This is a genomic window from Amycolatopsis sp. DG1A-15b (assembly GCF_030285645.1).
Classification (GTDB): Bacteria; Actinomycetota; Actinomycetes; order Mycobacteriales; family Pseudonocardiaceae; genus Amycolatopsis.
This window is the reverse complement of record NZ_CP127296.1, coordinates 1,549,515-1,572,880: the sequence shown is the minus strand read 5'-3', so window position 1 is coordinate 1,572,880 and position 23,366 is coordinate 1,549,515. Positions and strand designations below refer to the sequence as shown.

General features: G+C 73.7%; 17 protein-coding genes and 1 pseudogene. 2 read left to right on the top strand and 16 right to left on the bottom strand.

Annotated features, from left to right (window positions below):
- The first annotated feature begins 116 nt into the window (after positions 1-116).
- Positions 117-1,562 carry a DHA2 family efflux MFS transporter permease subunit gene (locus QRY02_RS07280; protein WP_285993786.1) on the top strand — a complete coding sequence of 482 codons (1,446 nt, stop codon included), beginning with the start codon at positions 117-119 and terminating at the stop codon, positions 1,560-1,562.
- A gap of 48 nt (positions 1,563-1,610) precedes the next feature.
- On the opposite strand, the gene QRY02_RS07275 is transcribed toward QRY02_RS07280, so the two are convergent.
- The 13 genes from QRY02_RS07275 to QRY02_RS07215 all read right to left on the bottom strand — a co-directional run bounded on the left by QRY02_RS07275 (position 1,611) and on the right by QRY02_RS07215 (position 19,152).
- Entirely contained in the window at positions 1,611-4,919 is a 3,309-nt protein-coding gene (locus QRY02_RS07275) for a serine hydrolase (protein WP_285990728.1), read from the bottom strand.
- Positions 4,916-5,872: an ABC transporter ATP-binding protein gene (locus tag QRY02_RS07270; protein WP_285990727.1), complete on the bottom strand. Its 957-nt coding sequence runs from the start codon at positions 5,870-5,872 to the stop codon at positions 4,916-4,918. The genes QRY02_RS07275 and QRY02_RS07270 overlap by 4 nt, the downstream gene beginning before the upstream one ends.
- A gap of 73 nt (positions 5,873-5,945) precedes the next feature.
- Positions 5,946-7,823 (bottom strand): dipeptide/oligopeptide/nickel ABC transporter permease/ATP-binding protein, encoded by a 1,878-nt coding sequence (locus QRY02_RS07265; RefSeq protein WP_285990726.1) that lies wholly within the window; start codon positions 7,821-7,823, stop codon positions 5,946-5,948.
- A gap of 1 nt (position 7,824) precedes the next feature.
- Positions 7,825-8,805, bottom strand: coding sequence for an ABC transporter permease (locus QRY02_RS07260; protein WP_285990725.1), 981 nt, complete (start codon positions 8,803-8,805; stop codon positions 7,825-7,827).
- Positions 8,802-10,394, bottom strand: coding sequence for an ABC transporter substrate-binding protein (locus QRY02_RS07255; RefSeq protein ID WP_285990724.1), 1,593 nt, complete (start codon positions 10,392-10,394; stop codon positions 8,802-8,804). The genes QRY02_RS07260 and QRY02_RS07255 overlap by 4 nt, the downstream gene beginning before the upstream one ends.
- Entirely contained in the window at positions 10,391-11,281 is an 891-nt protein-coding gene (locus tag QRY02_RS07250; protein ID WP_285990723.1) for a serine hydrolase, read from the bottom strand. The genes QRY02_RS07255 and QRY02_RS07250 overlap by 4 nt, the downstream gene beginning before the upstream one ends.
- Positions 11,278-12,663 carry a serine hydrolase domain-containing protein gene (locus QRY02_RS07245; RefSeq protein WP_285990722.1) on the bottom strand — a complete coding sequence of 462 codons (1,386 nt, stop codon included), beginning with the start codon at positions 12,661-12,663 and terminating at the stop codon, positions 11,278-11,280. The genes QRY02_RS07250 and QRY02_RS07245 overlap by 4 nt, the downstream gene beginning before the upstream one ends.
- 17 nt (positions 12,664-12,680) lie before the next feature.
- A complete protein-coding gene (menC, locus tag QRY02_RS07240) occupies positions 12,681-13,784 on the bottom strand; it encodes an o-succinylbenzoate synthase (protein WP_285990721.1) in 1,104 nt (367 codons plus the stop codon).
- Positions 13,781-14,674, bottom strand: coding sequence for a GNAT family N-acetyltransferase (locus QRY02_RS07235; RefSeq protein WP_285990720.1), 894 nt, complete (start codon positions 14,672-14,674; stop codon positions 13,781-13,783). Before QRY02_RS07235 ends, menC begins: the two co-directional genes overlap by 4 nt.
- Before the next feature lie 23 nt (positions 14,675-14,697).
- On the bottom strand, positions 14,698-15,840 hold the full coding sequence (locus QRY02_RS07230; protein WP_285990719.1) for a M20 family metallopeptidase: 1,143 nt from the start codon (positions 15,838-15,840) through the stop codon (positions 14,698-14,700).
- Entirely contained in the window at positions 15,837-17,309 is a 1,473-nt protein-coding gene (locus QRY02_RS07225) for an amidohydrolase family protein (RefSeq protein WP_285990718.1), read from the bottom strand. The genes QRY02_RS07230 and QRY02_RS07225 overlap by 4 nt, the downstream gene beginning before the upstream one ends.
- Positions 17,310-17,567: 258 nt before the next feature.
- Positions 17,568-18,209 carry a TetR/AcrR family transcriptional regulator gene (locus QRY02_RS07220; protein ID WP_285990717.1) on the bottom strand — a complete coding sequence of 214 codons (642 nt, stop codon included), beginning with the start codon at positions 18,207-18,209 and terminating at the stop codon, positions 17,568-17,570.
- A 52-nt stretch (positions 18,210-18,261) separates the two neighbouring features.
- Complete coding sequence (locus tag QRY02_RS07215) at positions 18,262-19,152, bottom strand: alpha/beta hydrolase (RefSeq protein ID WP_285990716.1); 891 nt, start codon at positions 19,150-19,152, stop codon at positions 18,262-18,264.
- Positions 19,153-19,333: 181 nt separating this feature from the next.
- Between QRY02_RS07215 and QRY02_RS07210 the strand changes: the two are divergent.
- Positions 19,334-19,744 (top strand): annotated as a pseudogene (locus tag QRY02_RS07210) (DUF6010 family protein); the annotation flags it as partial.
- A 258-nt stretch (positions 19,745-20,002) separates the two neighbouring features.
- Here the strand turns inward: QRY02_RS07210 and QRY02_RS07205 are convergent.
- The 3 genes from QRY02_RS07205 to QRY02_RS07195 form a co-directional block, all read right to left on the bottom strand.
- Positions 20,003-21,265, bottom strand: a complete 1,263-nt coding sequence (locus QRY02_RS07205) for a hypothetical protein (RefSeq protein ID WP_285990715.1) — start codon at positions 21,263-21,265, stop codon at positions 20,003-20,005.
- A gap of 109 nt (positions 21,266-21,374) precedes the next feature.
- Positions 21,375-22,253, bottom strand: a complete 879-nt coding sequence (locus QRY02_RS07200) for an NmrA family NAD(P)-binding protein (protein ID WP_502874193.1) — start codon at positions 22,251-22,253, stop codon at positions 21,375-21,377.
- A gap of 54 nt (positions 22,254-22,307) precedes the next feature.
- Positions 22,308-23,309, bottom strand: coding sequence for a zinc-binding alcohol dehydrogenase family protein (locus QRY02_RS07195; protein ID WP_285993784.1), 1,002 nt, complete (start codon positions 23,307-23,309; stop codon positions 22,308-22,310).
- Between the last annotated feature and the right edge of the window lie 57 nt (positions 23,310-23,366).

Here is a 23,366-nt window from a genome sequence, read left to right as displayed (position 1 = left end):
GCAGGGGGTCCGGTGTACCGAAAACCGCCTGACAGGAGAGGCCCGAAACGGGCACACTGCGAAGGACGTCCGTGTTCGGCACGGCCGTCCCGGCCGACCAGGAGAGTCCCACCCCGATGACCGAAACCGTGTCCACCCCGCCCGCCGACGTGAACCGCCCCCCGGCGCGCTCGGGACTCCTCATCGGGGTTCTCGTGCTTTCCGCGTTCGTGATGATCCTCAACGAGACGATCCTGAGCGTCGCGCTGCGCGACCTGACCGTCGACCTGCGCGTGCCGACGACCACCGTGCAGTGGCTGACCAGCGGGTTCCTGCTGACCATGGCGGTCGTCATCCCCACGACCGGGTTCCTGCTGGAGCGATTCTCGCCGCGGCAGGTGTTCCTGTTCTCGCTGTCGGCGTTCAGCCTGGGCACGCTGCTGAGCGCGCTCGCGCCCGGGTTCGGGCTGCTGATGGCCGGGCGCGTGGTGCAGGCGTGCGGCACGGCGGTGATGCTGCCGCTGCTGATGACGACGGTGATGCGGCTGGTGCCGCCGGAGCGACGCGGCGCGACGATGGGCACGATCACGATCGTCATCGCGGTCGCGCCGGCGATCGGGCCGACCATCGGCGGTGCGGTGCTGTCGTCGCTGGGCTGGCGCTGGATGTTCTGGATCGTGCTGCCGCTGGCGGTCGCCGCGCTGGTGGCCGGTGCGCTGATGCTGCGCCTCGACAGTGAACGCCGTCAGGTGCCGCTGGACGTGCCGTCGGTGCTGCTGTCCGCGATCGGGTTCGGCGGGGTGCTGTACGGCTTGTCGTCGGGCGGGGAGCAGGCCGGGGCCGAGCCGCCGGTGCCGGGCTGGGTGCCGATCGTCGTCGGGGTCGCCTCGCTGGTGGTGTTCACCTGGCGGCAGCTGCGGCTGCAGCGCCGGGACCGCGCCCTGCTGGACCTGCGGCCGTTCACCCACCGCAGCTTCGTTGTCGCGCTGGTGCTGACCGCGTTGCTGTTCGTGTGCCTGATCGGCGCCGCGGCGATCCTGCTGCCGCTGTACCTGCAGACGGTGCTGCACACGAGCACGTTCGTCAGCGGGCTGGCCGTGTTGCCCGGCGGGCTGGTGCTGGGGCTGCTGGGCCGCCCGGTCGGCGCGCTGTTCGACAAGGTCGGCGGGCGCCCGCTGGTCATCCCCGGCGCGGCGGCGATGGCCGCTTCGCTGTGGCTGTTCGCGGTGCTGGGGCCGGATTCGCCGCTGGTCGCGGTGATCGGGATCCACGTGCTGATGATGGCCGGGCTGGGGCTGATGATGACGCCGCTGTTCACCGAGTCGCTGGGCGTGCTGCCCGAGCACCTGTACTCGCACGGCAGCGCGATCCTCTCGACGCTGCAGCAGGTGGCGGGCGCGCTCGGCACGGCGGTGTTCGTCAGTGTGGCGACGCTGGGCAGCCACGACACGACGGCGGCCAGCCCGGACGCCTCGGGCCTGCGGGCCGCGTTCATCGTCGCCGGAGTCGTCGGGCTGGTCGCCTTCGCGGGCAGCTGGCTGATCCGGCGCGGGCCGGCCCCGCAGGCCGCTGCGCACCACTGAGGGAAGTCCCGCTTCCGCTCGGCGAGCGGAAGCGGGAGTTCACCGCAGCTACCTGGTCTTCGGGGTCGCGCGGACACCGCAGTGCAGGTACCGCTCCCCCGTCGGCAGCGTGTAGAACGTCGCCGAGATCCAGGACCGCGCGCCCGGCTCGCGGAAGACGAACTGCGAGCCACCCATCGGGATCAGGTCGTGTTCCGTCGTCGGTTCCGGGACCAGCGCGGCGATCGGGCCGGTGATCGTCTGCCGCAGCCGCAGGCCCGAGCCGCCTTCGAAAACCTCGATCCGCATCGACGCGCGCTCGTAGACCCCGAGGAACTCCGCGAAGTCCACGGACGGCGGCGTGGCGGCCGGCCCGATCGGGCGGGGCATCGCCACCCCCGCGAGCTCGGCGAAGATCTCGCGGTAGAGCTCTTCGTACAGGTCGCGCGTGTTGCCGCCGTTGGTGAGCAGGGTGACGGCCAGCCCGTGGGAGGGCAGGAGCCGGAGGAACGCCGACTGCCCGATCGTGTTGCCGTCGTGGCCGATGACGCGGTGGCCGTCCCAGTCGAAGCGGATCCAGCCGAGGCCCCACGAGTCGCCGAGGGTGTGCTTGTCGGGCATGTCCGCCTGCCACTCGGTCATCGCCGCCGCCGACGCGCCGGACAGCACGTCGAGGCCGCCGGCCAGGTGCATCCGGGCGAACGCCAGGACGTCCGCCGCCGGCGCGGTGATCAGCCCGGCCGGGCCCGCCGAGCGCGGCAGGCCCCACGCCGGCGCCGGCCGCGGCTCGCCGTCACCGGCCGCGACGTGGCCCATCGCCGCGCGGTGCAGCAGGGCCTCCTCCGGCAGCGTGCCGGTGCGGGTCAGGCCGAGCGGGGTGAACAGCCGTTCGCGCAGGGCCGCGTCCCAGGTCAGGCCGGTGAGCTGCTCGATCACCCGGCCCACCAGCACGAACCCGGAGTTGCAGTAGGACAGCGTCGCCCCGAGCGGGTGGTTCTGCGCGACCTCGGTGAGGAGGCCGACGAACTTCTCGATGCAGTCGTCGCCGCGGCCGGTGTCGGTGAAGACGTCGCCGTCGATGCCGCTCGTGTGGGTGAGCAGGTGCCGCAGGGTCACCTGCTTGGTGACGTCCGGGTCGGCCAGCCGCAGCTCGGGCAGCACGTCGGCGATCGGCGCGTCCAGCTGCAGCAGGCCCTCGTCGACCAGCTGCATGGCCACCGTGGCCGTCCACACCTTGGTGATCGAGCCGATCTGGAACACCGAGTCGTCGGTGACTTCGACCCCCGTGGCGGTGTTCAGCACGCCGTGGCTCGCCAGCACCTGGTCGTCGCCGCGCAGGATGCCCAGCGACGCACCCGGCACGCGGTGCTTGCGCGCCAGCGCGGCCAGGCGCCGTCGCCAGTGCGCGGCGTCGAGCGGCACCCGCGCCGGCTTGCCCGGCTCGCCCGCGTACTGGGAGACCCAGTCGACGATCCGGCGGTTGAAGTCCAGCCGGTGCGACGGTTTTCCGTCGAGGATGAACAGGTGTGCCGCGCCGGGGTAGAGCACCAGGCGGGTGGGGACGCCCTGCTCGCGCAGGGCGGTGAACCACTGCTCGGCCTGCCCGGCCGGGCAGCGGTCGTCGGCGCCGCCGTGCACCACCAGGGTCGGCGTGCGCACCTTTTCCACCTGGGACAGCGGGGAAAGCGCCGCGTAGTGCGCCCGGTTCTCCGCCGGGAGCGCGCCGAGTTCGGCGACGCCGAGGTAGTGGCCGCTGTCGGAGGTGCCGGCCATGCTGACCACGTCGCTGACGACCCCGCCCGCGACGGCCGCGGCGAAGCGGTCGTCCCGGCTGGTGAGGTAGCAGGTCATGTAGCCGCCGTAGCTGTAGCCGGCCACGGCGAGCCGCCGCGCGTCGGCCACGCCCTCGGCGACCAGGTCATCCAGGGGTTCGAGGAAGTCGCGGGCGTCGGCCACGCCCCAGGCGCCGACCGCCGCGGTGTAGAACGCTTCGCCGTAGCCGTCGCTGCCCCGCGGGTTGAGCAGCAGCACGGCCCAGCCGCGCGCGACGAGTTCCTGGTGGTAGAGGTGCACGGCGTCGGCGGTGCCGCTCCACGCGTTGTGCGGGCCGCCGTGGATGTCCAGCAGCAGCGGCCGCGGGCCGGTGCGGGCGGGGTCGCGCAGCAGCCAGCCGGCCACGACCGTGCCGTCGGAGACGGTGAACTCGCGTTCTTCGGCGACGAACGGCTCGAGGTCCCCGGTCCCGTACGCGGTGCGCACCTCGATCTCCCCGCCGGGCAGGCCGACCGTGGCGACCTCCCCGTAGGAGGTCGGCGTGACCAGCACGATCGCCGCGGTGTCCCCGGCGACGGACATCGCGGCCACCGTGTTCCCGGCGCCGCCGACGACGAGCCTCGGCTCGCCACCCCCGGCGTCGACCGCGTACAGGTGCGTGCAACCGCGGTCGCGAACGCAGAAGAGCACGGTGGCGCCGGAGAGCTGCGGGAGCGCGCCGGGGTAGCCCGGCCCGCCGGGCATGACGTTGCGGTCCAGCGAGGCGGCCAGATCGGTGGTTTCGCCGCCGTCCAACGGGATCCGCAGCAGCCCCAGGTGCCCGGGCGCGGTGTCGCGGCGGCCGACGACGAGCAGCGCGGCGGCGTCGGCGGTCCAGGCGACCGTGCCGCACATGCCCTCGCCGGAGCCGACCGGCCGTGGGTCCCCGCCGGGCTCGACGACGTACGCGCCGGAGCGGAACGTCAGGTCGGAATCGGCGTCCGGTCCCGCGGGAAACGCCAGGAGCGAGCCGTCCGGCGACCACGCGGGATCGCCCGCGTGCCAGTCCCCCGACGTCACCTGCCGGACCTCGCCGGTGGCGACGTCGACGACGTGGACGTGCTTGCGCAGCGTCCGCAGCAGCCCGGCGCCGTCGGCCTTGAAGTCGAGCCGGTCGGCGACCACCGGGGCGCTCGCACGGCGGGTCCGGGCCGCGTCGTCGTCGCCCTCGTCCGCGGCGAGGTCGACGGGGGCGGCGAAGGCGATTTCGGCGCCGTCCGGCCGCCAGACCGGGGTCCCGGCGCCGAGCGGGAGCGTGGTGAGCTGATCCGGCTCGCCACCGCCGGTGGGCAGCAGCCACAGCTGCGCGGGGCCGTCCTGGGCCCGCAGGAACGCGAGCCGCGTGCCGTCGGGTGACCACGCCGGCTCGAGATCGGCGGGACCGCGGGTGAGCCGGCGCGCCTCGCCGGATTCGGTCAAGACCAGCCAGAGCGAGCGGGTGTCGGTGTCCCGGTCGCGGTCGGCGGTGCGCAGCACGTACGCGATCCGGCTGCCGTCGGGCGAAATCGCCGGGTGCTCGGGGAACTCGAAGGCGTACACGTCGTCGGTGCCCGGACGTCGGGTCATGCGGATCTCCTCGTGGGATGGCTCGCGGCGTAGTGGCACGCCGCGGAGTGGGGCCGGGCCGCCGCCTCGTCGGCCGGATCTGCGGTGACGCAGACGGTGCGGTCGGCGTGCACGAGCGGCCCGACCGGGCAGCGCGGGTGGTAGCGGCAGCCGGCCGGTGGGTGGTTCGGGTCGGCGGGTTCGGCATCGGCGAGCGCGTCGGTGCCGGTGTCGTCGAGCAGGCCGCGGTGCGCCGAGGGTGCGGCGGCCAGCAGATCCCGGGTGTAGGGGTGCTTCGGCTCGGTGAGGACCTGCTCGGCGGGACCGGCCTCGACGATCCGGCCGAGGTACATCACCGCGACGACGTCGCTGACGTACCGCACCACGGCCAGGTTGTGCGAGATGAACAGCATCGACAGCGCCAGCCGCCGCTGCACGTCCCGGACCAGGTTGAGCACCGCGCCCTGCACCGAGACGTCGAGTGCGGAGGTGATCTCGTCGGCGACCAGCACCTTCGGCCGCCCGGCCAGCGCCCGCGCGAGTGCGACGCGCTGGCGCTGCCCGCCGGAGAGCCGGCCGGGCAGCGCCGCGGCGCTGCCCGGGTCGAGGTTCACCAGTTCGAGCAGCCGGGCGACCTCGGCCCGCCGCTCGGCGCGGGACGCGCCCGGCGGCATCGCCTCGGTGATGGACTCGCCGATCGCCATCCGGGGGTCCAGCGACGAATACGGGTCCTGGAACACCATCTGCAGCGGGCGGCGCCGGGGCAGCCGCCGCACGTCGACGCCGTCGAGCAGGACCCGGCCCGCACTGACCGGCGCGAGCCCCGCCGCCGCCCTGGCGAGGGTCGACTTGCCGGAGCCGGACTCGCCGACCAGGCCGACGACCTGTCCGGACGGGACGGTCAGGCTGACGCCGTCGACCGCGGTCAGCTTGCCGTAGCGGACGCTCACCGCGTCGAACTCGAGCGCGCTCATGCGCTCGCCTCGCTGACGCTCGGCGCGGCCTGAGCGGACGGCGCAGTGTTGAATGACTCGCTCGCAGGCTCGCTCACGCGGCACCCTCCTCATGCGACTGTCCGGAAAGGACGGTGACCTGCGGGTGCCAGCAGGCGACCCGGTGGCCGCCGGTCGCCGGTTCGAGGACCGGGTCTTCGGTGCGGCAGCGCTCCGAAGCCACCGGGCACCGGGCGGCGAACGCGCAGCCTCCGGGTACCTGGCCGGGTTCCGGCGGGCGGCCGGGGATGACTTCCAGTGGCCGGTCGCGGTCGGTTTCCAGGTCGACCGTGGTGGCCAGCAGCGCCCGCGTGTACGGGTGCCGGGCCGGGCTCCCGGTCGGCAGGTCCTCGACGATCCGGCCGGCGTACATCACCAGCATCCGTTCGCACGTCTGGGAAACGACCGCGATGTCGTGGCTGATCAGCAGGATCGCCGCGCCCTCGGTCTCGCGCGTGCGGGCCAGCAGGCGCAGCACCTGCCGCTGCACGGTGACGTCGAGCGCGGTGGTCGGCTCGTCGGCCACGATCAGCTTCGGCCGGCCCATCAGGCCCATGCCGATCATCGCCCGCTGCCGCATACCGCCGGAGAACTCGTGCGGGTACTGCCGGGCACGCCGCTCGGCGGCCGGGATGCGCACCGCGGCCAGCCGGTCCACCGCGCGGGCGAACGCCGCACGCCGCGACAGGCCGTGGTGCTGCTCGGACACCTCGGCCAGCTGGCCGCCGACGCGGCGGGCCGGGTTGAACGACGTCATCGGGTCCTGGAACACCATGGCCAGCGCCGTGCCGAGTTCCCGGTCCGAGGCGGCGGCCAGGGGCTTCCCGGCGAACTCGAGCCGGTCGGCGGTGACCACGCCGGGCGCTTCGACCAGGCGGGACACGGCCAGCGCGGTCAGGCTCTTGCCGGAGCCGGATTCGCCGACCACGCCGATCGCTTCGCCGGCGCGGACGCTGAAACCGACTCCGCGCACCGGTACCGTCCAGCCGTCCGGGCCGGGGAACGCCACCCGGAGGTTCTCCACCACCAGCACCGCGTCGGCGGGCGGCTCCCCGAGCGCCGGCCGCGCCGCCGGGAGCGGCGGTGCCCCACGCCTCCTCGCGCGGGTCCGGACCCCGACCACCGCGGCGACCGTCTCCCCGACGAGGTTGAACGCCAGCCCGGCGAGCACCACCGCCGCGGCGGGCGCGAGCGCGGCCGCGGGGTTGACGTAGATGCCGTCCAGGCCCTCGCGCAGCAGGCGGCCCCAGTCGTAGTCCGGGGCCTGCACACCGATCCCGAGGAACGACAGCCCGGCGAAGGCGAGCAGTGCCGAGCCGGCCCCGATGGTCGCGTTGACGACGAGCGGTTCGCCGATGTTCGGCAGCACGTGCCGGGCCAGCAGCCGGACCCGGCCGACGCCGGCGATCCGGGCCGCGGCCACGAAGTCGCGCCCGCTGACCGACGCCGAGAGCGTCTGCACGAGCCGCGCGAACGCCGGCGCCGTCGCGAACCCGATGGCCAGCACCGCGCCCTGGGTGCCGACGCCGAAGATCACCGCGAGGAACAGGGCCAGCAGCAGCCCGGGGAACGCGACGGCGATGTCGACGACCGCGGTGAGCAGCCGGCCCGCCCGGCGGGGCAGCACGGACGGCAGCGTCCCGAGCACGACGCCGCTGCCGGCGCCGATCACGGTCGCGAGCAGGGCCAGCCCGACCGAGAGCCGAGTCGCCACCAGGGTGCGCAGCAGCAGGTCGCGGCCGAGGGAGTCGGTGCCGAACGGGTGCGCCCCGGACGGTCCCTGGCCGATCGCGTCGGTGTCGATCGCCGCCGCGCCGCCGCCCCACAACAGCGGAGCCAGCGCCGCCAGGACGACGACGAGGGCCAGCAGCACCGCCGAGCACGCCCCCACCGGCGTGCGCAGGGCCGCCGCCCACGTTCCGCGTCGCGCCATTTCACGCCTCCCGAATGGCCGAGCGCGGGTCGAGCAGCCCGAGCGCGACGTCGACCAGCAGGTTCACCAGCAGCACGCCGACGCCGTAGACCAGCACGATCCCCTGGACCAGGGGGTAGTCCTTCTGCAGGATCGACTGCACGATCGTCGAGCCGAGGCCGGGCCAGGCGAACACGTTCTCCACCAGCACCGTGCCCGCGACCATCCCGGTCAGCATCAGCCCGCCCAGCGTCAGGGTCGCGGTCAGCGCGTTCGGCAGCGCGTGCCGGACGTAAACCAGCCGCGCGGGCAGCCGCTTCGCCCGCGCGGTGCGGACGAAGTCGGCGCCGAGCACGGAAAGCAGCTCCACCCGGACGATCCGGGCGAGCACCGCCGACGGCCCGGTGGCCAGGGCCGCGACCGGCAGCACGTACGCGCTCGCGTCGTCGCCGCCGGCCACCGGGAACCAGCCGAGACCGACCGCGAGCAGCGCCACCAGCGCGACCGCCACCAGGAACTCCGGCACGGCGGCGAGGAAGACGCTCACCGACGTGAACGCCAGTTCGCTGCCCCGGCGGCGGCCGCCGCGGGTCAGCACCGCGAAGACGACGCCGACCGGGATCGCGACGGCCACCACGACGGCGAAGGCGGGGATCGCCAGCTGCAAGGTCGCCGGCAGCCGGTCGCCGATCACCTCCGTGACCGGCTGGCCGCTCGCCATCGACGTCCCGAGGTCGCCGGTGAACAGGCCGCGCAAGTAATGCCCGTACTGCACCCACAGCGGGTCGTCGAGGCCGAGTTCCAGCCGCTTCGCCCGCACCAGGTCGGCCGGGGCGGTCATCCCGAGCGCCGCGCGCACCGGGTCGCCCGGGACCAGGTGGATCATCAGGAAGGCCGCGGTGACCAGCGCCCACAACGAGACGGCGAACCGGGTCAGCCGCCGCGCGGCGAACGCCGGCCACGGCCCGCCGCGCAGCCGCGCGGGCGCCACCGCGGTGGTCATCGCGCGTACATCCGGATCGACGACGGCGTGACGCTGCCCTGGCTGACGTCGAACCGCGCACCGCTCGCGTAGTACGGCACGACGGAGTCGATGTAGGGCACCACGTCGACGTGCTTGACCAACGCCGTCTCCGCGGCCTGCCAGGCCGGGCAGCTGGCCTCGCCGCTCATCGCGGCCGCCTGCTTGACGCCCTGCTCGTACTCCGGGTTGGCGATGTGGGCGAAGTTGGTCCCGTCGGGCGCCACCGGCCCGGACACGAACGGGACCAGCTGGCTGGGCAGCGTGAGCCCGACCGGCCCGAGCGAGACCTCCCACTCGCCGGTGCCGAACAGCACCTGGGACAGCCCCGGACTGTCGACGGCCTTGAGCGTGACCTCGGCGCCGAGTGACTTCCAGGTCTGCTGGGCCAATTCGGCGGTGGGCGCCATGTTCGGGCCGAGCTGGGTGCCGTAGAGGACGGTGAGCGCCAGCCGCTTGCCGCCCTTGGCGCGCACGCCGTCCGGACCCGCTTTCCAGCCCGCACTGTCCAAAGCGGACGCGGCCGCCGCCGGCTCGTGCGCGGGCAGGTGGCCGGTGACGGTGTCGCCCGAGCACGCCTTCGGCTCGGCGGTGACCAGGCCCTGCGACGGCTTGCCGGTGCCGTTGGTCAGCACCTTGCCGAGCTGGGCCAGGTCGAGGGCCTGGGTGAGCGCGCGACGCACGGACTCGTCCTGGCCGGGGCGCCCGGCGGCCTGGTTGTAGAAGATTTCCCCGAGCGGCGCGAGGAAGTCCGCGTGGTAGAGCTTCCGCGCTTCCAGCCGCTGGCGGTCCGGCCCGTTGATCTGGCTCGCGTTCAGCTCACCGGAGAGCAGCAGGTTCGCCGCCGTCGAGGTGTTCGGGATGACCCGGGCGACGACCTTGTCCGGCAGGCCGGCCTGCTGCGCCTTCCAGTCCCCCGGACCCCACGTGTAGTCCTTGCGGCGGGTGAACGTGTAGTGGTCGTTCGGCACGATCTCGGAGACGGCGAACATGCCGGTGCCGCTGCCGCCCTTGGCCAGGAGTTTCCGGTCGGCCAGTCCCTTGCCGCAGACGATCGGCAGGCCACCGGCGTTGCGGAGCAGGAACGCGTCGGGCGCGCCGCTGGTCACGGTGACCGTCCGGGTGGCTTCGTCGGCGGTGGCCTTCGTGCCGGGCGCGATCGTCAGGCCGGCGAAGGGCGACTTGTTCGCCGGGTCGCCGACGAACACGATGTTCGCGGCGACGTCGGCGGCGGTCAGGTGACCCCCGTCCGCGCAGGTGATGCCGGGCCGCAGGGTGAACGACGCCGTGGTGGTCGTGGCGTCCCACTTTTCGGCGAGCGCGGGCAGCGGCTTGCCGTCGGGGGTGAGTTCGAGCAGCGAGTCGTAGAGGAACCGGTCGACCTGGCCGGTCACCGACAGCACCGACATGTGCGGGTCGAGGTTGCCGGGGTCGGACGCGATCCCGACGGTGAACGTCTTGCCGTCGGCCAGGGTGCCGCCGGCCGCATCGGCGCCACCCGGTCCCCCGCAGGCCGTGGCCGCGAGAGCGAGTGCGCCGAGCAGGACCACCGCCGTCCGTGTGCAGGTCATGGGGTTTCCTTCCGCAGGTGGTCCACGGCGAGGCGGCCGGCCCGGCCGATCGCCGCGTCGATGGCGGGTTGCCGTTCGGCCAGGGAGTTCGCGCGGGTGAAGACCGCGACGGCGAAGCGGCCGCCGTCCGGGAAGGACACGACGCCGGCCTCGTTGCGGACCGCGGGCAGCGTGCCGGTCTTGGCCGCGATCGCGACGTCCGAGCCGAAGCCGGACGAGAGGCGGTGGGGCCAGATCTGCCGCGCCATCATCGAGCGGACCCGCTCGCACGCCGCGGGTTCCCCGGCGCGGTCGGTCCACACGGCGTCCAGCAGCTCGGTGAGCTCACGCGGGGTGGACGACGTCGTGCGCTCGGGGTCCAGCACCGCGAGCTTCCACGTCTGCTCGGGGGTCGCACCGGCGAACACGGCGTCGATGTCGGCGCCTTCGGCCACGCCGAGGTCGGCGGACACGGAGGCGAACAGGTCCTCGCAGCAGCCGATCAGCCGGGTGCGCCGCAGGTCCAGGTCGGCCAGCAGGCGGTCGACGGCGTCCTGGCCGATCCGGTGGTAGATCACATCGGTGGCGGCGTTGTCGCTCATCGTCAGCATGAACAGCGCGAGGTCGCGCCAGCTCAGCTCCACGTCGTCGGCGCAGCCCGCGGTGCCGATGCCGCCGATGCGGTAGCGCGGCCCGACGCGGGTCCGCTCGGTCTCGTGCAGCCGTCCGGCGGCCACTTCGCGGGCGTAGGCGACGGCGACCGGGATCTTGAACACCGACGCCAGCACCACCGGGTCGTCCGCGCCGACGGCCACCTCCGGCCCGCCGCCGATCTCCCGCGCGTGCAGGAACCCGCGCGCGTCCGCTTCGGCGAAGACCCCGGCGATCTCCGCCTCGACCGCACTCACGCGCTCACCCGCCGATCGGCCCGGCCGGTGTGCAGGTACAGCGCGCGGCCGGTGCCGTCGTCCCCGACGAAGGCGTGCGGCACGTACATCCCCTGCATCGGCTCGGCCAGGATCAGCGTGTCGCCGTTCATCGCGACCAGCTCGGTCTTCTCCGGCCTGGCCAGCTCCGCGAAGATCCCCTTCGGGACCCGCTCGACCCAGACGCGGCCGTCGTCGTCCTGGCTGACGACGATGTCCGCCACCGACGACGAGTACTCCCCGACGTACCGCGAGGCGTCGACGCGCGGCGCGGCCGGGTCCGGCACCGGTGGTGCGGCCAGTTCGATGCCGGTCAGCTCGCGCAGGACGTGCGCGACGACCTCGGTGTAGACGGCGATCGTGTCGCCGCCGTTGGTCAGCAGGGCCACCGCGACCCCGTGCTCCGGGGCCACGCGCAGGAACGCGGACTGGCCGATCGTGCCGCCGTCGTGGCCGACCACCGTCCCGCCGGGCGAGTCGAACAGCGACCAGCCGAGCCCCCACGCGTCGCCGAAGATACCGAGTTCCGGCAGCTCCACCAGGCGTTCCCGCATCGCACGGGCACTGTCCGCGCTGAGCACGCGGGTACCTTCGGGGCCTTCGCCGTCCCGCAGGTGCATCGCGGCGAACGTGACCAAGTCCCGCGGGCGCATCGCGAGCATCGAGCCCGCCGGGGCGTTGGACGGCGTCAGCGCCCAGGTGCTCGCGGGTTCGGGGTCGGCGCCGGGCGAGGACGTCAGGTGCCCGAGCGCGGCGCGGAACCGGATCGCCTCGTACGGGCCCGGCGCCGCGTGCGTCAGGCCGAGCGGGGTGAACAGGTGGTCCTGGAGGCATTCGTCGTAGGTCTTGCCGCGCAGGACTTCCACGAGCCTGCCGAGCACGCAGAACGCGGCGTTGTTGTAGGAGAACATCTCGCCGGGGGCGAACAGCTGGGGCACGTCGCCGAGCGTCGCGACGTACTTTTCGATGCAGTCGGCGCCGCGGCCGGTGTCGGTGAAGATGTCCCCCTCGAACCCGGCGGTGTGGCACATCAGCTGCCGGACGGTGATCCGCGCGGCCGCGTCCTCGTCGCCGAGCACGAATTCCGGCAGGTACTTCCGGACCGGCTCCTCGATGTCGAGGACGCCTTCGTCGACGAGCTGCATGGCCAGGGTGGTCGTCCAGACCTTCGTGATCGACCCGATCTGGAACAGCGAATCGGCGTCCGCTTCGACGCCGGTGCCGGTGTTGAGCACCCCGGCGGCGTGGTCGATGATCTCGCCGCCGGCGTACACGGCGACGGCCGCGCCGGGCACGTGGTGCTCGGCCAGCAGGGCGGGGAGCCGGGTGTGCAGCCAGGCGGAGAGTTCGGGGAGTTTCGGCATGGGGACCTCTCGTTTCGCTAGGCGAGCCAGGACTTGGCGGTGGTCACCTCGGCCAGCCGCCCGGGGATCGGGGTGACGCCGAGACCGGGCCCGGACGGCACCGGCAGCCGTCCGGCCTCGAGCACGAACGGTTCGGTGATGTCGGTGCGGTAGAACCGGTCCGACGCCGAGGTGTCGCCGGGCAGGGTGAACCCGGGCAGCGACGCCAGCGCGACGTTGGCGGCCCGGCCCAGCCCGGTTTCGAGCATCCCGCCGCACCAGACCGGGATGCCGTGCGCGGCGCAGACGTCGTGCACCCGCCGCGCTTCCAGGTAGCCGCCGACCCGGCTCGGCTTGATGTTGACGATCCGGCAGGCGCCGAGCCGGATCGCGGCCGCGGCCGACGCCGCCGACACGACGGTCTCGTCCAGGCAGATCGGCGTCCGCAGGTGCCTGGCGAGCTCGGCGTGACCGAGCACGTCCTCCTCTTCCAGGGGCTGCTCGATCAGCAGCAGCCCGAACGGGTCGAGCCGCTGCAGCTGCGGCACGTCCGACAGCGTGTACGCGGTGTTCGCGTCGACCTGCAGCAGGATGTCGTCGCCGAAGCGTTCGCGGACCGCGCGCACCGGCTCGACGTCCCAGCCGGGCTCGATCTTCAGTTTGATGCGGAGGTACCCGGCGTCGAGGTAACCGCCGACGACGTCCACCAGCTGCGGGATCGAGTCCATGATCCCGACCGACACCCCGCACGGCACGGAGTCCGATGTGGACCCCAGTGCGGTGCCGAAGGACAGGCCGTGCGCTCGCAGCTCGGCGTCGAGCACGGCCATTTCCAGCGCGGCCTTGGCCATCCGGTGGCCCTTGAACTTCGCCAGCAGCGGCGCGACCCTGTACGCCGTGAGGTCCCCGGCGGCGAGGAGCGCCGGCACGAGGAAGGCCTGCAGCACGTGCTCGACACCGTCGATGTACTCCGAGGAGTAGAGCGGGCCGGCCATCGCCCCGCACTCACCCCAGCCTTCGCCCTCGGACGTCACCGCCCTCAGGAGCAGCAGTTCGCGTTCGGCCTGCGTGCCGAACGACGTCCGGAACGGGGCCACGAGGGGCAGCCGCACGCGGAGGAGTTCCACACCGGTGAGTTTCACGACGAAGGCTCCTTGGTCAGCACGTACCAGCCGGCACGATCGAATCCGGTGACCGAGGCACCCCCGGCGAGCAGGCCGCCGAGCACCTCCCGCAGCGCGACCCGCCAGGCCCGGCCCTGCTCCGGGTCGGTGCGCCGGAGCGCCTCGATGTCCGGCGGGACGGCGACCAGCACCACCGGCGCGTCCGCGGAGCCGGTGACCGGGCGGCCGTCCGGGCCGGCCGCCAGCGCGACGGCGGCTCCCCCGGCCCGCAGTGCCGCCGCGTCCACCCGGTCCGGCCGGCCGGCGGCGGCCGCCCGCACGGACGGGCTCGCCAGGTCCCAGGCGACCATGAGGCGGTCGGTGTCGCCGGTGCCGTTGATCCCGTCCTGCATCGGGCCGTAGAAGTCCGGCAGGTAGCGCGCCGGGCGGGCGGCGAGCTTGGTCAGGTTGAAGTGGGCGTTGCGGCGCACCAGCGGGTCGAACGTCCAGGAGATCACCGCGACCCCCTGGCGCAGCGCCCACGCGCGCTGGTGCAGCTTGAGCGCGAAGCCGATGCCGCGGCCGTGCCCGGTGGTCGCGACCCCGGCGATGTGGCTGTGCAGTCCTCCCTTCGCGGGTTCGCCGAAGAACCCGAAGCAGGCGCCGAGCAGCTCGGGTCCGTCGAACGCCCCGGCGACGTAGTTGCCCGCCGAGGCCATGGCCCGCAGCAGTTCGGCCGTCACGAGCGGGTTTCCCGGCGCGGGCCGCCAGATCGATTCGAAGAGCCGGGACACCGCGGCCAGGTCGGCGACCTCGGCCAGGGTCCGGATCCGGACGCCCGAGGCGAGGGCGGCACCGGCCGCCGCGGCGGCCGCCTCGTCCCGCAACGGCGGGGCTGTGTTCGTCACGACTTCTGTCACGCCCACCATCCTTTCCGGACGCTCGCCGCCGGTCACCGTTGTCCCGCACCGGATTCACCGGGCACGTTCGTCGGCGCGGACGAAGTTCCCCGCGCCAGCACGGTTTCGGTGAGCGCGGCGAGCAGCGCGGTCCGCCGGGGCAGCTCCGCGACGACGACGTGTTCGTCGTCGGCGTGCGCTCCCCCGCCCACCGCGCCGAGGCCGTCGAGCGTCGGGATGCCCAGCCCCGCCGTGAAGTTGCCGTCCGACGCGCCGCCGACCGCGGCCCGGGTGAGCGGTCCGATCCCGAGCCCGCTCGCCAGTTCGTCCGCCAGCGCGAACAACTCCGCCGACGCGGCCGCCTCCAGCGGCGGCCGGTTGATGCCGCCCGCGATGCGGATCCGCGCGTCCGCGAGCACCGGTGCCAGGCTGCGCACGGCCCGATCGACGCGGTCCTGTTCGGCCACGTCCCACACCCGCGCGTCCACCGCCACGCTCGCCGCGGCCGGCACGGTGTTGGTCGTGGTCCCGGCGCTCAGCGCGGTCGGGACGACGGTGGTCCCGCGGCCGGGATCGGCGAGGGCGGCCACCGCGAGGATCTGGTGCGCCACCTCGATCCCGGCGTTGACGCCCTTCTCGGGTTCGAGCCCGGCGTGCGCGGCCCGGCCGTCGACTTCGATCCAGTACCGGGAAACGCCTTTGCGGCGGGTCTTCAGCGCGCCGCCGTCGGCCGAGGCTTCGAGCACGAACACCGCGTCGCAGCTTCGGGCCTCGTCCTCGATGAGCGCGCGGGACAGCGGGGACCCGATCTCCTCGTCGCCGGTGACGAGGATGGCGACGCCCGTGCGATCCGGCAGCGCCGCGGCCGCGTGCAGGGCCATCACCACGCCGGCCTTCATGTCGAAACACCCGGGGCCACGCAGGATGCCGTTCTCGACGGTGAAGGGGTGCGTCCGCAGGGAGCCCAGCGGCCAGACGGTGTCGTGGTGGCCGAGCAGCAGGACCCGCGGCGGGCCGTCGCCGAAGCGCCACCGCAGGTGCGTGCACCCGTCGGTGACCAGGCGCTCCGGCTCGGCGCCGAGGAGGCGGCGGCCGACGACGGCGACGGCTTCGGCGCTGCGCGCGACGGCTTCGTGGTCGTCCGACGGCGATTCGCAGCGGACCAGCGTTTCGATGTCCGCGATCAGGTCGCTCACTTCGGCTCCCCCCGCAGCGGCTTGCCGGGCAGCGCTTCCCGGTTCAGGTTTCCGTCCGCGACCACGGGAACCCCGGCGACGTAGAGGTGCCTGACCCCGTGGGAGGGCCGGGTGGGGTCGGCGTAGGTGGCGGTGTCGGTGATGCGCTCCGGGTCGAGGACGACGACGTCGGCGTCGGCTCCGGTGCCCAGGTGGCCCTTGCCGCGGGCGGCGGGCGCGACGTCGTCGAGGAGCCGCGCGGGCAGGTACGAACAGCGCCGGAACGCCTCGAGCCAGCTCCAGGCACTCGCTTCGCGGACCATCAGCCGCAGGGTCTTGGCGAAGGTGCCCGCGGTGCGCGGGTGCGTCCGCCCGCCGGGCGGCAGCGGCCACTCGGTGCTTTCGCTGCGGCCGTCCGGCCACGACACGGGCATCGCGTCGCTGGCGACGACGGCGTCGGGGAAGGCCAGGGCCCGGTGCAGCAGTGCGCGTTCGCGGGGGTCTCCTTCGTCGAGGAACTCCAGCAGGCACGGCGCGCCCGGGTCGTCCCGCCGCAGCTGCCGCAGGCGGGCTTCGTCGCGCACGCGTTCCCCGGTTTCGAGGATGACCACACTGGACGGACGAAGTCCCTTGAGCCGCAGGCGGTCCGGCTCGATGAAGGCGGCGCCGACCGCGGTGCTGCCCGCGCCGTAGGGGTAGGCCTCGACGGTGACGCGGGAGCCCGCGCGGCGGGCGTCGTCGAGGGTGGCGAGGACGCGGTCGATGTGGTGGCCGGAGGTGCTGTTGACGTGGCAGTGGTGCATCGCGGCGCCGGTCTCCCCCGCGGCGGCGGCGATCTCCGCCGAGCCGTCGACCGGGATCGCGGGGTCGACCTCGACCAGCTCGCGGACGTGGGTGTAGGTCGGCACCCCGGCCATCGCGGCGAGGTGGGCGACGGCCAGGAACTCGCCGGGCGCGGTCTGCGGCGCGTACCCCATGAGCACCCCGATCCCGAGAGCACCGGCCGCGAGCTCGGCGTCCAGGAGGGACAGCCAGGCGGCCAGCTCCGTCGGTGACGAAGAGCGTTGCCACGCGGGGTTGCCCAGGACGGCCAGGCCGCTGTCGATGTTCGCGTCGGGCTCGATCCCGGCGAGGACCTGCGCCCGGGCCGCGCCCCAGGAGGCGGAGAAGCCGTAGTGCAGGGGCCGCCCGGCCGCGGCGGCTTCGGCGTACGCCCGCTCGACGGGCATCAGGCCGGCTTCGAGGTCGAGCGCGGTGGTGACGCCGTCCATCGCCTGCAGCCGCTGCCCGGCGACGGAGTGGACGTGGCTGTGCAGATCGACGAACCCGGGCCCGACGACGAGCCCGGCGACGTCGACCTCGGTCGCGTCGGGCGCTTCCAGCCCGGCGCCGACCGCCTCGACCGTCCCGCCGGCCAGGAGCACGTCGGCGACGCCGTCGAACCCGGTCCCCGGATCGACGACCCGGCCGCCCCGCAAGAGTGTCCGCACCCGCCGCCTCCTCGTCACCACCGATCGAGGTGACGTTAGGAGGATTTCCGCCGCCGCCGTTCGTGCACGCCGACGAACTCCGGCGCCCCGATCCATCCGCGCGGACGAACCGCACCGGACGACACGCGTACCCACCCGGACGACACGCGCACGTGGGCGGACGACACGGCGAATGCCGAACCCGGCACCGTGTCGTCCGCCCAGGTACGCGAGTCGTCCATCCAGGTACGCGAGTCGTCCACCCAGGTACGCGGGTGGTCAGGAAGCCGGGGTCACCGGGGCGAGGAGGAGGCCGGTGAGCGCGTCGATCAGGCCCGTGCCCGCGTCGTTCCAGCTCGCGCGGGGGGTGGGCGTGCCCTCGGCCAGGGCCCGCTCGCGTTCGGCCGTCATGTGGATCATCAGCTGGCGGGCCATGTCGCTGCGCTCGGCGCGGACGTCGGGCGGGAGGCCGTCGAGGCAGCGGTTCAGCCCCTCGACCGCGCGGGCCAGCGCCGGCGAGGACAGCGACTCCTCCGCGATGATCGCCCGCAGTGCCGGGTCGGTCATCACCTGGGCGCTGAACCGCGCGAACCACGTCGGGGAACCCAGTTCGTGCAGGTAGCTCGTGCTCGGGCGGACCAGGCAGGCCACCCAGTCCCGCAGCTCACCGTCGCCGTCGATGGCGTCGACGAGCTCCTCGCGCAGCCGTTCGATCCGGCCGGAGTGCTTGCGGGCGATCGCGCGGACCAGGTCCACTTTGGTGCCGAAGTGGTAGTTGACCGCGGCGTTGTTGCCCTGCCCGGCCGCCTCGCTGATGTGCCGGTTGGACACCGCGTGCACCCCGTGCTCGGCGAACAGCCGCTCCGCGGTGACGAGGATGCTCTCCCGCGTGGCACTCGCGCGATCCGCCTTGACGTTCATCCACCCACCCGGTCACCCAGCCGCCCTGCCGGGCTCCACCTTACGGATGCGCTCACCCGAGCCGTCCCAGCCACGCCCGCGCCGCGGCCAGGTAGCGGCGGCTGAACTCGCTCGACGGCGCCCACGCCTCGAACCCGTGCGGCCCGCCGGGGACGACGTGGAACGTCGTGGCGACGCCCGCCGCGCGGAGCCGCCGGGCGTATTCGGCGGCTTCGTCGTGGAACAGGTCGATGTCCCCGACGCCGATCCAGGTCTCCGGCAGCCCGCTGACGTCGTCCCGGCGCGCGGGCACCGCGTACAGCGGCACGACCGGCGCGCCCGGTTCGGTCCCGAGGTAGGCACGCCAGCCGAAGCGGTTGAGGCGGTTGTCCCAGACGCGGTGCCCGGCGACGTCGAGGGCGCGGCGGGCGGCGGTGCGGTCGTCCAGCATCGGGCAGAACAGCCACTGCGCCCGCGGCCGCTCGCCCTCGTCGTGCAGGCGCTGCACGAGTGCCGCGGCGAGCCCGCCGCCGGCGCTCTGGCCGCCGACGACCACCTGCTCGGCGGCGACGTGGCCCCGCAACCAGGTCCAGGCGGTGTGGCAGTCCTCGAGCGCCGCCGGGTACGGGTGCTCCGGCGCGAGGCGGTATTCGGCCGACACGACGGTGATGCCGAGCTCGGCCGCCGTCCCCGCGCAGAACCGGTCGTCCTGGGCCGCCACGCCGATGACCAGGCCGCCGCCGTGGATCCACAGCAGCGTGCGGTCGGACCGGGGCGTCCGCGGCCGGTACACGCGCCGGCCGGGGTGCAGCTCGACGGTGACGTCCGGCAGCGACGGCGGCCGCGTCCGCGCGGTCGCCGCCCGCACCAGGCGCCGCGCCCAGGCCCGCTCCAGCGGCAGGCGCGGCATCCACCGGACCCGGCCGCGCAGTTCGGGCGCCACCGCGGACAACGGCACGGTCATGACCGCGGCCGGCCGCGGAAACGACGGCTTCCCGCGGCGGTGAGCGACTGGGTGGGGGTCATGGCGGCAGCGTACCTCATTTTAAGTCAATCAATTGAGTTAAGACCGTGGCGAGATCTCGTCGGCTCCTGGCTTCCGGGCCACTGGCCGCCGGGACGGCCGATTCCTAACGTCGGACCCCGTGATCGAGATCCTGGCGCCGATCCTCATCGGCCTCGCCTACGTCCTGCTCAACTCGCTGGTCCCGGAGCGGCACCGGCAGCGGTTCAACGCCGTGCTGGTGGGCGGCGCGGGGGCGGCCTACCTCTCCGGCGGCGCGCTCGGGCCGTGGGAGGTGGTGTTCTGCGCGCTGCTGACCTACGTCGCGTTCCGCGGGCTCGACTCGTGGACGTTCATCGGCGTCGGCTGGCTGCTGCACACCGGCTGGGACATCGTCCACCACCTCAAGGGCCAGCCGATCCTGCCGTTCGCCCACGGCTCGTCGTTCGGCTGCGCGATCTGCGACCCGGTCATCGCGATCTGGTGCTTCACCGGCGGGCGGTCCGTGGGAGCGTGGCGGCGGGTTGGCACGCCGCCGCGGGGGTACCCGGGTGACATGAGCGCCGAAGTCGAACGCGCCGCGCACGCCTACTGTCCCCGGTGCCATCCGGATCCCCGGCCCGGGGACGTGCTCAAGGCTCTGTGCGGCGCCCGCCACCCGTACTACGGCCGCCGCGACCGGCCGGTCAACACCTGCCCCGCCTGCGTGGCGCTGGCTTCGGCGAACGTCTACGCCTGCGGCCACCCCGGGGCCTGAAACGCCGGGAGGCCGCCCCGGCAGGTTCCCGGAGCGGCCTTCCGCGAGCTCAGCTCACGCGGGCAGCGAGGACAGCGGCACCGCGAACACCGAGCGGCCGCAGGTCTGGCTGTCGGCCGCGCATTCGGCCGTGGACCACTCCGCCATGGACCACACCAGGCCCGTCGACGAGTCGTACGTCAGCGCCTCCGGGTGCATGGCCCAGCAGGCCGTCGTCCCGGTGCCGCAGGTCGCGGAGGTGCTCTTCGCCGTCGTCTGGGCCCAGAGCTGGCCGTTGATCGTCGCCGAGCTGTGGGCCACGTACCACTTGCCGCCGTTGGACAGCACCCCCTGGACGTTGCCCACGTTGCTGCGGAACGCCTCGGTCGCGGGCACCGTGCCGGACGAGGCCGCCAGCAGGAAGTCGTCGCCCATCGGGTAGCGGTAGAGGCGGCCGTGGAGGTTCGTCTCCTTGAAGTACTCCGACGTCACGATGCTCACCGGGCTGGTGCTGCGGTCCAGCGACATCGACGAGAAGCACGGCACCGCCGTGTCGGAGGCCATGTTGCAGGTGCCGCCCGCGTAGCTGTAGTAGCCGATCTGCATCATCGCGTACTTGTACGTCCAGGCCGCGTACCCGGACGACGTCTTGCCGATGGTGTTCGAGGTCGTGTCGGTCATCTGCAGGATGTGCTTGGTGCTGAAGACCCGGATCGCGGTCGAGGTCTTGCCCACGGCGGTCACGTAGATCTTGTCGCCGTACCAGGCCATCCCGCCCATGTGCGCTTCCGCGGCGGAGAAGCTGCTGCCGGTGCTGTTGGGCACGGCCAGGTACATCATCCGGTACGACGGCTTGGCCGGGTCGTTGTAGTTGATCGCCTGGATCCGCGCGTCGTTGTACCGGTCGTTGCCGGGGGTGCTGAGCTCGTCGGTACCGTGCCAGCCGGACAGGATGATCTTGTCGTTGCCCCACTTCCCGTCGCTGTCGGCGTCGCCGGAGGTCGTGACGGACTGGGGGACCCACGCCGCCGACCCGGCGCGGTCGGCGTCCCAGCACATCGACTTGGTGGCCACCGGGGCCTTGGGCAGCGAGGCCTTTTCCGCGGCGGTGCAGCCGGTCATGTCGTAGCTGGTGTCGTTGACGACGGTGTTGAGGCTGACGTTCGGCAGCGCGCTGTCCAGCGTGGTGAGCGCGGCGGCCGGCGTGGCGTGCCACACCAGGTTCTGCTTGGCCGTCGTCGTCAGCGGGTCGCTGTAGGCGGCGCTCGCCGTCCCGGGCAGCGCCAGCGCGCCGGCCGCCACGGCCAGCGCGAGCAGGATCACTTTCGGAGTACGCATGGGGAGGAGTACGCCAGCCGGTGATCCAAAATTCATACACCGGCGTTGTACGCCTCTTGTATCACCGACCGTCCACTGTGGATCCTGTCGGCGCCGCCGCTCCCCCGGGTTATCGCTCGAGCGCTTCGGCCAGCACCGCCCGAAGCGGCGTCGCCGGACGCCCGAGCAGGTCTTCGAGCTCCGGCCCGGCCGTGGCGAACTCGCCGCGCCGGGCGGCCCGGAACATGCCGAGCATCAGCTCCGCCTGCGCCGCCGGGACGCCGTGCCCGGCCAGCGTGGCCAGCCACGCGTCGTCGGCGACCACCACTCGCCGCACGGGCCGCCCGGTGAGGTCGGTGAGCAGGGCGGCGATGTCCCCGAGGTCGAGGGCCACCGGTGCGGTCAGCGGCGGCGTCGGCCCGTCGAACCGGCCCTCGTCGGCGAGGATGATCGCCGCGGCTTCGGCGAGGTCGGCGTGCGCCGTCCAGGACACCGGCCCGTCGGCCGGGGCGGCCAGTTCACCGGTCTCGAGCGCCCCACCCAGCAGCAGCGGCACCGTGCCGGCGTAGAAGCCGTTCCGGAGCGCGGTGAACGGCCCTTCGCCGGCCCGGCGCTCGGTAGCGGCGTGGTCGGCCATGGGCGCGAACAGCGAATCGGCCGCCGCGGCCTGGTGACTGGTGTAGAGGACGCGCTTCGCCCCCGCCGAGCGCGCGGCTTCGATCGCCGCGACGTGGCGTGCAACGGCCCGCTCGCCCGTCTCATCCGTCGAAATGACGAGGACCTGCGCCGCCCCCTCGAACGCCTCGGCGAGTGAACCGGGGTCGGCGAAGTCACCACGCCGGACGCGGACCCCGCGGGCGGCGAGTCCGGCGGCCCGCTCCGGCTCACGGACGCTGACCCCGATCTCGGCGGCCGGCACCCGCTCGAGCAGCCGGCCGGCGATCCGCGACCCGAGCCGCCCGGTTCCCCCGGTGATGACGATCATGGTGCGCCCCTTCTCGATGTTCACACTGATACTAACCAGGTTAGCATCAGTGATACTCGAGAAGCGTTATCGTCGGAATCACGTGGCTCGCAGCACCGCCGCGCCGGTCACCCGGTCCGCCGCCAGGTCGGTCAACGCCCGGTCCGCCGCGTCCAGTGCGTAGGGCACCGTGCTGACCTCCAGGTGGTGGCGCTCGGCGAAGTCCAGGAACTCCCGGGCGTCGGCCCGGGTGTTCGCGGTGACGCTGCGCACCTGACGTTCCTGGAACAGGTGCCGCCGGTAGTCCAGCGGCGGTACGTCGGAGAGGTGGATGCCCGCGATGGCGAGCGTTCCGCCGCGATCGAGCGCGGCCAGCGCCGGGAGCACCAGGTCACCGACCGGCGCGAAGAGGATCGCCGAGTCCAGCGGTTCCGGAGGCGGTGAAGCCGCGTCCCCCGCCGACGCCGCGCCGAGCGCCAGGGCCAGCTCACGAGCGGCCGCGCTGCGCGTCAGCACGTGCACCGTCGCACCCCGCGCGATCGCCACCTGGGCGGTCAGGTGCGCGCTCCCGCCGAACCCGTAGATACCCAGCCGGCCGCCTTCGGGCAGGGCCGCCCGCGCGAGCGCGCGGTACCCGATCAGCCCGGCGCAGAGCAGCGGCGCCAGCTCGTCGTCGCGGTAGCCGCCGGGCAGCGGTAACGCGTACGCCGCCGGGACGACCGCGAACTCCGCGTACCCGCCGTCGGCGTCCCAGCCGGTGTACCGCGATTCCGGGCACAGGTTCTCGCGCCCCCGCCGGCAGTACCGGCACCGCCCGCAGGTGGCGCGCAGCCACGCGATCCCCACCCGGTCGCCGGCCGCGAAGCCCGTGACGTCCGCGCCGAGCGCGACCACCTCGCCGACGACCTCGTGCCCCGGCGTCACCCCCGGCCGGTGCACGGGCAGATCGCCCTCGGCGACGTGCAGGTCCGTCCGGCACACCCCGCACACCAGCACCCGCACCAGCAGCTCCCCCGCGCCCGCCCGCGGCACCGGCGCCCGCACCAGGTCCACGGGCCCGGCCGCCATCGGGCCCGGCCGCCGGACGCGCCAGGCAGCCATCGTCGTCGGCAGTGCCAGCATGGATGACCTCCTCGTCGACCGGAGGTCACCAGCATG